7 protein-coding genes and 1 pseudogene are annotated in these 11,730 nt (G+C 70.1%); 3 read left to right on the top strand and 5 right to left on the bottom strand.

Annotated elements, in window-relative coordinates:
• The coding region (locus tag ACLEQD_RS25445) for an Hsp70 family protein (RefSeq protein ID WP_410387508.1) at positions 1-1,731 on the top strand (1,731 nt) is incomplete at its 5' end.
• Positions 1,732-1,741: 10 nt separating this feature from the next.
• Positions 1,742-2,989, top strand: coding sequence for a flagellin lysine-N-methylase (gene fliB, locus ACLEQD_RS25440; RefSeq protein WP_410387506.1), 1,248 nt, complete (start codon positions 1,742-1,744; stop codon positions 2,987-2,989).
• 9 nt (positions 2,990-2,998) lie between these two features.
• Here the strand turns inward: fliB and ACLEQD_RS25435 are convergent.
• Positions 2,999-3,562, bottom strand: a pseudogene (locus tag ACLEQD_RS25435) (DsbA family protein); the annotation flags it as partial.
• Positions 3,563-3,743: 181 nt separating this feature from the next.
• Here ACLEQD_RS25435 and ACLEQD_RS25430 point away from each other — a divergent pair.
• Positions 3,744-5,774, top strand: coding sequence for a prolyl oligopeptidase family serine peptidase (locus ACLEQD_RS25430; RefSeq protein WP_410387504.1), 2,031 nt, complete (start codon positions 3,744-3,746; stop codon positions 5,772-5,774).
• A gap of 86 nt (positions 5,775-5,860) precedes the next feature.
• On the opposite strand, the gene ACLEQD_RS25425 is transcribed toward ACLEQD_RS25430, so the two are convergent.
• The 4 genes from ACLEQD_RS25425 to ACLEQD_RS25410 all read right to left on the bottom strand — a co-directional run.
• Positions 5,861-6,139: a hypothetical protein gene (locus ACLEQD_RS25425; protein ID WP_410387502.1), complete on the bottom strand. Its 279-nt coding sequence runs from the start codon at positions 6,137-6,139 to the stop codon at positions 5,861-5,863.
• 78 nt (positions 6,140-6,217) lie between these two features.
• Positions 6,218-6,934, bottom strand: coding sequence for a DUF4142 domain-containing protein (locus ACLEQD_RS25420; protein ID WP_410387500.1), 717 nt, complete (start codon positions 6,932-6,934; stop codon positions 6,218-6,220).
• Positions 6,935-7,263: 329 nt separating this feature from the next.
• Positions 7,264-9,054: a peptidase MA family metallohydrolase gene (locus ACLEQD_RS25415; protein WP_410387499.1), complete on the bottom strand. Its 1,791-nt coding sequence runs from the start codon at positions 9,052-9,054 to the stop codon at positions 7,264-7,266.
• On the bottom strand, positions 9,051-11,730 hold a 2,680-nt coding region (locus ACLEQD_RS25410), incomplete at its 5' end, for a DUF4175 family protein (protein WP_410387497.1). The genes ACLEQD_RS25415 and ACLEQD_RS25410, both read right to left, overlap by 4 nt.

Genomic DNA, 11,730 nt, shown 5'->3' with positions numbered 1-11,730 from the left:
GCCACTCCGGCGGCGCCCGCGCCGCCTCCGGCCCTGGACGCCAACGGACAGGTGCGCCCCATCTACCTCACGCCGCCGCAGACGCTGGCCGGCACGGGCCCCGTCATCGGCATCGACCTGGGCACCACCAACTCCTGCGTGGCGCTCCTGTCCAACGGCCGGCCCGTCGTGCTGCGCTCGCGCGAGGGCTACAACACCATCCCGTCCGTCATCTCGCTGAGCGCGCAGAGCAAGCTGCTCGTCAGCCACCGCGCGAAGAACCAGCTGGTGCTGCGGCCCACGCATACCATCTACGGCGCGAAGCGCCTGGTGGGCCGTCCCTACGACAGCGCCGTGGTGAAGCAGGTGCGCGAGCGCTTCCACTACGAAATCACCCCCGACGCCGCGGGCCGCGCCGCCGTGCGCCTGGGCAACGACGTGCTGTCGCTGGAAGAGGTGCAGGGCATCATCCTGCGCGAGTGCAAGGAGATGGCCGAAGCCCACCTCAACCAGAAGGTGGAGCGCGCCGTGGTGACGGTGCCGGCCTACTACTCCGAGCCCCAGCGTGAAGCGGTCCGCAAGGCGGGCCACATGGCCGGCCTCAAGGTGGAGCGCATCCTCAACGAGCCCACGTCCGCGGCGCTCGCGTACGGCCTCAACCGCGAGCTCAACAAGAAGGTGCTCGTCTACGACCTGGGCGGCGGCACCTTCGACGCGACCATCCTGCGCATCGAGAAGAACGTCTTCGAGGTGCTGGGCACCGGCGGCGACATCTTCCTGGGCGGTATCGACTTCGACAACCTCATCGTCGACTTCCTCCTGGAGCGCTTCCAGGAGAAGGAGGGCGTCGCGTTCAACGGGGACGGCATCGCCCTGTCGCGCGTGGCCGACGCCGCCGAGCGCGCGAAGATGGGGCTGTCCGAGCGCAGCACCTTCGAGGTCCACATCCCCATGCTGATGATGGACAACGCGGGCCGCCCCCGGGACCTGCGCGTGACGATGTCGCGCCAGGACCTGGAGAAGATCTGCGACCCGCTGCTCAACCGCACCATCGACGTGGTGCGCGACGTGCTCCTGGACGCCAAGCTGCGCGCCAACGAGGTGGACGACATCATCCTCGTGGGCGGCATGAGCCGCATGCCGCTGGTGCGCGAGAAGCTCAAGGGCCTCTTCGGCAAGAACGCGCAGGCGAGCGTCAACGCGGACGAGGCCGTGGCGCTGGGCGCGGCGCTGTACTCGGGTTCGGTGGACAAGGTGAGCAGCGTGGTGCTCATCGACGTGCTGCCCATGACCATTGGCGTGGCCATGCCCGGCGGCGGCTTCAAGCGCGTCGTCGAGCGCAACAGCCCGCTGCCCACGCAGCGCTCGTTCGCCATCAGCACGTCGCAGGACAACGAAGAGCGGATGGAGCTGTCCATCTTCCAGGGCGAGGACAACCACATCTCCGCCAACGAGTACCTGGGCACCGTGCGCATGGAAGGGCTGCCGCGCGGCCCCAAGGGCTCCGTGCGCGTGGCCGTGACGCTGAAGCTCGACTCCGAGTGCGTGCTGCACGTGGAGGCGCGCGAGTACTCCACGCGCAAGGAAGTGAAGGCGACGCTCGCCACGCGCTACTCGCCGGAGGAACTCCAGCGGCAGCTCCAGGTGAGCAAGGAGGCGGTGAACGCCGCCGAGGAGCGCCGGGGCGCGGACCTCAAGGACCGCGCGGGCCGCTTCTGGGGGTTCGTGAAGAAGGCGCTGGGCCGCAAGTAGACTGGAGCCCATGACCGCCTCCGCCCCCCGCTACATGGCGCGCTTCCGCTGCATCGCGGAGGCGTGCGAGGACACCTGCTGCGCGGGGCTCACGGTGCCCATCAGCGAGTCGCGCTGGAGCCTGCTGCGCCAGAAGGTCGCCGGCAGCCCGGACGAGGCGCGCGTCGCGGCGTTGATTTCACCGAACCCGGAAGGCGCCACGGGCCAGCAGGCGGGCATCCTGGGCAAGCGCGCGGACGGACACTGCGCCTTCCTGGATGAAGCGAAGCTGTGCTCGCTCCAGCGCCGGTACGGCGAAGCGGTGTTGCCGGACGGCTGCTCCGTCTTTCCGAGGGTGCTCACGCGCTGGGGCACGCAGGTGGAGATGGCGGGGTCGCTCGCGTGTCCGGAGACGGCGCGCCTGTGCCTGCTGGCGGAGGACGCGCTGGTGCGCGAGCCCGTGCCCGAGGAGCAGGCCCTGCGCCCCCAGGTCGCGCGGCAGGTGGCGGCGGGGGACGACGTGTGGACGGCCCACGCGGACACCGTGCGCGAAGCGATGCTGCGGCTCCTGAATCGGCGCGAGGTCCCGTTCGCCGCGCGCCTGTACGCGCTGGGCCGCCTGGCGCTGGACCTGGGCGACTTCTACTTCCCGGGGACGACTGACGGCGCGGCCGGCGAGCGGCTCACGGCCCTTCTTCACGAGTTCGAATCCACGGACACGCTCGCGTCCCTGCACGCGCAGCTCGAAGCGCTGGAGCTGCCCGGAGGCCCGTGGGCCGGCATCTGCGGCGCCGTGCTCCGCTCGCGCGAGGCCGCCGTGAGCAGTCCGCGCTTCCTCTCGCTCATGCACGCCGTGCGCGCGTCCTACGGCGGCACGGACACGCATCCGGACGAAGCATGGCGCCTCCACGCGGCCCGGCGCTCCGCCCTGGAGTCCCTGCACGGTGAGCGCGTGCACCAGTACTTCCTGCACCACGCGCTCAACCACGTCCTGCGCCACCCGTTCACGGAGGCCCCGAGCCTCCTCAGCGCCGTGTTCCTGCTCGTGCTGCGCGCCTCCGTGGTGCGCTGGGTGCTGCTGGGACACCCGGCCGTGGTGGCGGTGCTGGACGCTCCCGGCACGCCCGTGGCAGCGCTGGACGCCGCCGCCGTGGAGGCGTTCCAGGTCGTCGCCAAGCACGTGGAGCAGGCGCCCACGTTCCTGGACTTCGCCAGGGGCCTGGCCGGCGAAGGTCCGGAGACCTTCGCGCGGCTGCTCATCCTGGTGAAGGGCCTGTAGCGCCCGCGCTCAGCCCTGCGACTTCGGCTTCGCGCCCAGCTGCTGCATGGCCCGCTGGAACGACGGGTACTCGTGCGCGCCCTGGATGGCCAGCTTGTCGCCCAGGATGAACGTGGGCACCGCGCGGATGCCCATCTCCTGGGCCTCGCGCACGGACTCCTCCACCAACTGCCGGTAGCGGCCCTCTTCCACCGCGCGCTGCAGCTCGTCCGGATCCAACCCGGCCTCCGCGCCCGCGCCGCGCAGCGTGTCCCACTGCCAGAGGTCCTGCCCCTCGCTCCAGTAGCGCCGCAGGATGGCGGCCTGGAAGGGCTCCAGCCGGCCCTGCGCGCGCGCGTACTCCGCGGCCTCGTGCGCACGGCGCGTGGACGGGATGAGCTCCCGTTGCACCATCGTCAGCCCGGCCTTCGCGGCGCGGAGCTTCAGCGGGTTGTTGGGGTCCTTCATCCCCTGGCGCACGTACTCGGGCAACGGCAGCCCTTCCGGAGGCGTCTCCGGGCGCAGGAAGTAGGGGTGCCACTCCACCTGGACGTCGTATTCCTTCTTCAGCTTCTCGACCTCACCGAGGCCGACGTAACACCAGGGTCAAACGAAGTCGGACCAGATGTGGACGACGATGGGTGCGCTCATGGGCTGAAGCTCTAGCACCGCGCGTCGGAGCCTTCCACCCCTTCCACCCGGCCCGCATCCAGCGGTGGACAGGCCGCCCTCCCAAGGGCACGGTCCGCTTTCCATCCTTGCGGAGGAACCACCCGTGCCCCTGTCGCTCCTCGCGGCCCTGGCGCTCGGCGCCAACCCGGCGCCCGCGCCCCATCCGTTCAATCCACAGGACCTGGTCACGCTGCGCCGGCTCAGCGGCCCGCGCGTCTCGCCCGACGGCCATCAGGTCGCCTACGTCCTGCGCTCCACCGACCTGGAGAAGAACCGCGGCCGCACCGACCTGTGGCTCGCCAACCTGGACGGCTCCGCCCCGCGCCAGCTCACCTCCCATCCGGACGGCGACAGCGACCCGGTCTGGGCTCCCGACGGCAAGAGCCTCTTCTTCCTGTCGTCGCGCGGCGGCTCCTCGCAGGTGTGGCGCCTGCCCGTGGACGGCGGCGAGCCGCTGCCCGTCACGAAGCTGCCGCTCGACGTGAACAGCTTCGCGCTGTCGCGCGACGGCAAGCAGCTCGCGGTGGCGCTGGAGGTGCGCCCGGACTGCGCGGACCTCGCGTGCAACACGCAGCGCGCCGCGGAGGCGGAGAAGAAGAAGACCACCGGCCAGGCGTATGAGCAGCTCTTCGCGCGCCACTGGGACACGTGGCGGGACGGCACGCGCTCCCACCTGTTCGTCGTCCCCGTGGCCGGCGGCACGCCCGTGGACGTGATGAAGGGCATGGACGCGGACTCCCCCAGCAAGCCCTTCGGCGGCGCGGAGGAGTTCACCTTCACCCCGGACGGCAAGGGCGTCGTCTTCGCCGCGCGCGACGTGGGCCGCACCGAGTCCTGGTCCACCGACCTGGACCTGTTCCTCGCGCCCGTCGACGGCAAGGCGAAGCCGCGCAAGCTCACGGAGAAGAACCGCGCCACGGACACGAGCCCCACGTTCAGCCCGGACGGCAAGACGCTCGCGTACGTGGCCATGTCCCGCCCCGGCTACGAGTCCGACCGCTTCCGCGTCATCCTGCGCACGTGGCCGGGCGGCCAGGAGCGCGTGCTCACCCAGGACTGGGACCGCTCCGCCGGCTCGCTCGCGTGGAGCAACGACGGCGCCACGCTCTACACGACGGCCAACGACGTGGGGCAGAACGCCGTGTTCGCGCTGGACGTGGCCACCGGCAAGCCGCGCCGCCTCACGCAGGCGGGCAACGCGGAGGGCGCCCAGCCCGCGGCGGACGGCCAGGTCGTCTACGCGCTGGATGACCTGGACTCGCCCTCGGACCTGTACGCGATGAAGGCGGACGGCACCGGCGCCCGGCAGCTCACCCAGGTGAACAAGGAGGCGCTCGCGGGCCTGAAGTTCGGCGCCTTCGAGCAGTTCAGCTTCCCGGGCTGGAACAACGAGACGGTGCACGGCTACGTCGTGAAGCCGGTGGACTTCGACCCGAAGCGCCAGTACCCGCTGGCCTTCCTCATCCATGGCGGGCCGCAGGGCAGCTTCGGCAACCACTTCCATTACCGGTGGAACCCGCAGGTGTACGCGGGCCACGGCTACGTGGCGGTGATGATCGACTTCCACGGCTCCACCGGCTACGGCCAGGCCTTCACGGACTCCATCGCCGGGGACTGGGGCGGCAAGCCGCTGGAGGATTTGCAGAAGGGCCTGTCCGCCGCGCTCCAGAAGTACCCCTTCATCCACAAGACGAAGCGGTGCGCGCTGGGCGGCAGCTACGGCGGCTACATGATCAACTGGATCGCCGGCAACTGGCCGGACGGCTTCCAGTGCCTCGTGAACCACGACGGCATCTTCGACGAGCGCGCGGCCTACTACGACACGGAGGAGCTGTGGTTCCCCGAGTGGGAGCACAAGGCGCTGCCCTGGGAGAAGCCGGAGACGTACGAGAAGTTCAACCCGGTGAACCAGGTGGCGAAGTGGAAGACGCCCATGCTCGTCATCCACGGCGGCAAGGACTACCGCGTCGTGGACACGCAGGGCATCGCCACCTTCACCGCGCTCCAGCGCCGGGGCATCCCGTCCCGCTTCCTCTACTTCCCGGATGAGAACCACTGGGTGCTCAAGCCCCAGAACAGCATCCAGTGGCACGACGAGGTGCTGGGCTGGCTGGACCGCTGGACGCGCAAGTAGCGCGCCCCGCGAGGCCTCCCCTGGGGTGCCGGCCGCTCCGCTTCACCGGCGCTTCGCCGGAGCTTCACCGGAGCTTCACCGGAGCTTCAGGGGATGCCGAAGCAGTCGTCGATGCAGCTGGCGAGGACCTCCGAGCAGGTGCGGTCGGAGATGCACTCCGCGCACTCCGCGGTGCGCGCGCGGCGGTCGTCCTGCTCGCTCTCCTTCTCGTCCTCCCAGGCGCCAATCTTGTCGGCGCACTTGCCGGTATCCAGGTCGGCTTCGAAGCACTCCTTGCGTTTGTCGCAGAGGGCGTCCGCGTTGTTGGAACAGCCGGTGAGCAGCAGCACGGAGACACAGGAGGCCAGGGCAATCAGTCGTGACATGGCGCGGCAGTATGCAGACGAAGACGCCTCCCGGGAATCCACTTCCCAGGAGGCGTTCCGGTCTTCAGCGAGGCTGAACTACTTCGTCTTCGTCGTATCGCCCGTGGAGCCGCCCATGGAGCCGGGGTTCATGGAGCCGTGGTCCATGGAGCCGCCCTGCATGCCGGCGCCGCCCACGCCCATGGCGTCATCCAGCTTGCCCAGCGTCTGGTAGGCCATGTCGCGGTGCTTGGGCAGATCCTGGCTGAGCTGGGTCAGCAGGGTGGTCATCTCCGCGGGGGCGGAGGTCATGCCCTGCTTCGCCGCCATCACCTTGCCGATGGCCTCGTCATGGGCGGCCACCTGGTTGGCCATGTAAGAGGAGTCGAACGGCATGCCCTTGAGGGTCTGGAGCTTCTCCATGAGCGCCTTGTCGGCGGCCATGGCCTTCTTCTCCATGTCGTTGGTGGCCTTGGGCATCTCCGCCAGCTTCAGGTTCTGCGTCTTCGCAAGGTCCATGACCTGCTTGTCCGCGGCCGTGTGCGAATCAACCATCATCTTCGCGTAGCTCTTCACGTCCGGGTTCTCCGAGTTCTTCTGCGCGAGCTCGGCCTGCTTGATCTCCGACTGGTTGATGTAGTGCAGGCGCTCCAGGAAGGCCTTCGGGTCCGTGGGGGCCATGAAGCCCTTGAACTCGGCCATGCCCTTGGGGGCGGCCTTCGTGGCGGGCGTGGCGGGCGCGGCGCTCTGGGCCAGCGAGACACCGCCGGTGAAGAGGACCGCGGCGAGGGTGACTCCGTGCAGGGTGCGCTTCATTGGGTGCTGCTCCTTTTCAAGGCCTCGGAAGTGAGGCGGGACAAAGTCGGTGGACCGGGGCCCCCGGGTCCGCGCGGCGCACCTTGGAGCAGGGCGCCACGGCGAACCCAGTGGGTGGGGAGGCGGACGTGTGCCAATTCACGTTGCGTTCGCGGTCGGGTGCGCCAGTGGACAGCACCACTGACCCGGGGCCCGGGCGCGGACGTTCGGCACCACACGACTGTCTGGGAACGTCATCCGTCCTCCTCGTGCCCGGAAAGCTAGGCATCCCGGGAGGGCGGGAAGGGAACGGAGGCCTGACCCCGGCTGGCTGGCAGCCGGGGAGGGGGCTACTTCGCGGGCCGCGGCGCCGGGGAAGGTTTCGGCGCGGCCTTCGGCTCGGGAGCGGCCTTCGGCGCGTCGGAGGTGCCGGCGGGGACGTTCTTCGTCTCCGACAGCTCGTCCTCCGCGCGCAGGAAGGCCTGGGCGGCGCGGTCCACGTCTTCGGGCTTGAGGCCCGTCAAGTTGGCGGCGGCCACGCGCGTGCGCGACGCGAGCGCCGTCTCCCCCAGCGCGCCGTGGATGCGCGTGAGGGCCACGTGGATTTCGGGGTCGAACGGGTCGGAGGCCAGCGCCTCCAGGTACGCCGTCTTCGCCTTCGGGTAGTCCTTGCGGAACAGCAGGATGCGGCCCAGGTGCACGTTGGTGGAGGGCGAGCCCGGGTGCATGCGCAAGGAGCCGCGCAGCACGGCCTCCGCCTCATCCAGCCGGCGCAGCTCCAGCAGCGCGAGCGCGAACTTGTTGGAGACGGACTCGTACTTGTCGCCCACCAGCTTGTGCGCCCGCGCGTACTCCTCCGCGGCGGCCTTCACGCGGTTGCGCTCGCGCAGCACCTCGCCCAGGTGCGCGAACTTGCGCGCGGGGACCTCCGTCACCTCGGAGAAGCCGCCGAAGGAGATTTCCCGGCCCTTCTTCTCGCTGTCCTTCTGGGCGCCCTTGGCGTCCTCCTTGAGCACCACGCGGTCGTCGCGCGGCACCAGCTCCTGGGGGAAGGGCTGCTTCTTCACGTAGGACAGCCACGTCTTCTCGAAGAGGGGGAAGGGCATGCCCGTGGCCGCCTCCACCGCCTTCTTGTCCGGCTGGCCCGCCTTCAATTCCTGCAGGAGGGTGCGCAGGCCCGCGGTGCCCTTGGTGCCGTGGATGTAGTCGATGGCGTAGAACACCTCCGCGAACGCGGTGGCCGCGTCCTCCGCCGTGGGCAGCATGGCGATGGAGGGGTGCATCTTCTCGAAGGGGATGAGCTTGTCCTCCTTCACGCGCTTGCCCAGCAGGGCTTGCGTGGAGGGCGTCATGGCCAGGCCGCCCTTGCCGCGCCAGCGCGACTCCAGGAACTTGGCCAGGCCCTCGTGCAGCCAGATGGGCACGGTGTTGTGGGACAGCTGGCTGACCACCAGGTGCACGTACTCGTGCGCCAGCGTGTCCTGCCAGTCGTAGCCCTGCGCCACGGCCTTGGGGCTCGTGACCATCAGCTTGTTGAACTTGCAGATGGCGATGGTGCCGGTGGTGCGGATCTGCTTCTCCGTCAGGGTGCTGACGCGGGACAGCTCGCGCGCGTTGTTCACCACCTCCACGCGCACCTTGCCCGGCGGCGTCCAGCCCAGGTCCTCCGACAGCGCGCGGTGGATGGACTCCAGCGTCTCCAGCGCGTAGGGCACCAGCACCTCTTCCTTGCCCTTCGGGTAGAAGAAGATGAAGTGCTCGCTCTCCGCGCGCTGGTGCCCCTTGACGATGGCGCGGGTGTCCTTCGCGAGCCGCAGGTAGCTGCCCGGCTTGTCCTCGATGTTGGCCGCCTCCAGCAGCCCCACCGCGTCCTCGTACTGGCCCTCCTCGAAGGCCACGCGCCCCTGGAAGTACTTCAGGGGCTCCAGTTCGGACGGCACGCGCTTCTCGACCTCGGCCAGCTCGCGGCGGGCGCCTCCCACGTCCCAGTCATCCAGGGACTGCTCCACCTTGCCCAGCCGCTGCTTCACCTCTTCCTTGAGGGCGGCGTCGGGCGGCTGCGCGAAGGCCGGGGGGACGGCGAGGAGCAGGGCGCACAGGACGCCCAGGCAGGGGATGGACGCGTGTGTGCGGCGGCTCACTTCACCAGCTCCTCGTAGTAGCGCTTCACCTGCTCGCGGTACTTCTCCGGCGCGCCCTGCTTCATCGCGTCCAGCAGGTCCTTGCGGAACTCGCGAGGCGCCTGGAAGGCGTCCTCGTCCGGCAGCTCCACCTTGTCCCGCGGGTTGCGGCCGTTGCCCTCCTGCTGGCGGCCGGAGCCCATGGGCATGGGCAGCCCGCGGCCGCCCTTGCGGCCCTGCTGGCTCTGCTTCATCTGCTGCTGGAAGCGCTTGAGGCCCTCCATGGCGGCCTGCTGTTCGCCGTAGCCGCGGCCGGGGTCCTTGCCCTGCATGCGCTGGGACGCCTCTCCCATGCGCTGGCCAATCTCATCCATCTGCTGGCCGGCCTCCTCTCCGAACAGCGGCGCCGTCTGCTCCATGTCCTCCATCTGCTGGCGCAGGCCCTGCGCGCGCTGCTCCAGCTGCTGCTGGCGCTGGCCCAGCTGCTGGAGCTGCTGCTTCTCCTGCTGCGACAGCTGCGAGCCCGGCGGCGGGAAGAGGCTCTGCAGCTGCTGGCTCACGTCCGACACGTCGCGCGCGTCCTTCTTGAGCTGCTCCGCGAGCTTCGCGGACTGCTGACGCACCTCCGGCGGGTTGCCGAACATCTCATCCAGCTGGCGCTGCTGCTCGCCCATGCTGGACAGCTGGCGCGCGGCGTCCTCGGCGCGAGCGGCGGCCTCCGCGGCCAGGTCGAAGTCGTCCACCTTGAGCGCGTTCTCCACGTTGCGCAGCTCGGACTGGGCCTCCTCCAGCGGGCGGGCCGCGCGGCTGTTGAGGCGGCCCGGGTCGAGCTTCTGGTAGTGCTCCTGCACCTGCTGCACCTTGCGCGCGAGCTCGTCCTTGAGGGCCTGGCCCTTCTCCTTGAGCCGGTCGCGGTTCTGGCCGCGGGCCTGGTCGCGCAGGGCGCGCGTCTGCTCGGCGACCTTCTGCTGCTCGTCCATGGTGCCCTGCAGGTCGTCCATGAACTTGCCGAACTTCTCCGCCAGCTCCGGGTACTGCTCCGCGCCGAAGTCCTCCTGGGACTTGTCCATGGAGTCGAGCATCTCGTCCATCTGCATGCCCAGCTCCTGGAGCTTCGCCAGGGCCTCGTCCGCCTTGCCCTCCTGCATCAGGCGCTCCACTTCATCCATGGCGCCCTGCATGTCCTCCTGCTCCATCATCTCCGACAGCGCCTCGGCGTTGAGGTGCTCGTCGCGGATGCCCTTGCGCAGCTCCGCCATGCGCTGCATCAGCTCCTGGATGCGCGACTTGAGCTGTTGGATCTGCTGCATCACCTGCTCGCGCGCGGCCTCGTCCGGGTTGGCCTTGAACTGCTCGATGAGGCGCGACAGGTCGCGGCGCTCGTTGGCCAGCTGCTTCGTCAGCTCCTGGAGGGCCTCCAGCTTCTGCCGGTCCAGGAGCGACTCCAGGTAGAGGATGTCGCGCTCCAGGCCCTCGATTTCGTCCTCCACCACGGCGGTGAGCCGGGTGCCGGTGCCCCAGTCCTCGCCGCGCGCGCGCTGGGTGCGCAGGTACAGGCGGCGGAAGTCGGAGGTGGTGCCCACGCTGCGCTTGAGCTCCCCGCCGATGTTCAAGAGCGCGGAGACGATCTCCCTGGGCACGTCCTTCTCGCGCGACAGCTCGGAGCCCTGGGCGCGGAAGTCGTCCGCGAGCTGCTGGCCGCCCGTGTCCGTGGACTTCGCGGCCTCCACCGCCTGCGCGTCCTTCTGCTTCGCGCGGTCGGGGCCCTCCAGGCGGTCCGCCAGGTGGTCCACGAGGCGGCCCCACAGCACCTCGGCCTTCTCCAGGGCGGCGCGGCGGTGCTCGGCGGCGCTGTAGACGCGCAGGGTCTGCGTGCGGCTGACGCCCTTCTTGGGGCCCTCCACCGCGTCGTTGTCCTTCGCCTCCACGTAGTAGGTGATGCGGTCGCCGGGGGCGGGCTTGAGCGGGCCCAGGTTCCAGTTGAAGATGCCCCGGCTGCGGCGGCTGTCCTCGCGCGGCAGGGTCACGCGCGTCTCCTGCTTCGCGCCGGGCATGCGGAACACCAGCGCCAGGCCGGACAGGCCGTAGTCGTCGTTGGCCTCGTACTTGAGCGTCACCGTCTGGCCGGGGTCGACCTCAATCTCCGTGGACGGCGTGAGCAGCGTCACCTGGGGGGACTTGTCCGCCTCCACGGTGAGGGGGATGTCCGGGCCCACCGCGAGCGGCTTCGCGCGCGCGCCGTAGAAGACGAAGTGGTAGTGGCCGCCCTGCTTCGCGACGAAGCTGCCGGTGAGTTCCCGGCCGCCGGTGACGGTGAGGGGCAGCGTCTGGTCGTTGACGACGACCTCCGCGCGCTCGATGGGGCGGTCCGAGCGCGTCTTCAGCACGACCTCGGTGCCGGCGGGGGCGCTGACCTCGCCGTTGGTGCCCGGCACGGTGCGCGGCGCGAGGCCGGTGTACGCGGGGTAGCGGTACGTCAGCTCGATGTCGCCGGTGATGGGCTCCACCTGCGCGGCGGTCTCCGGGCGCGCGGCCTGCTCCCGCAGGTGCTTCCAGCCCGCGGCCCACCGCCGCCCACGAAGAACAGCAGCACGCGAGCAGCAGCACCGCGCCGCCGCACGCCATGGCCACGCGGCGCAGCGGCTGGCGGTCCACCACGAGCCCGGGGTCCACCGTGCGGGCCCGCTCGTCCATCTG

The organism is Corallococcus sp. 4LFB (assembly GCF_046520365.1).
Taxonomy (GTDB): Bacteria; Myxococcota; Myxococcia; order Myxococcales; family Myxococcaceae; genus Corallococcus; species Corallococcus caeni.
Note: the sequence above shows the minus strand (reverse complement) of the source record. Positions and strands in the feature narration are given on the sequence as shown.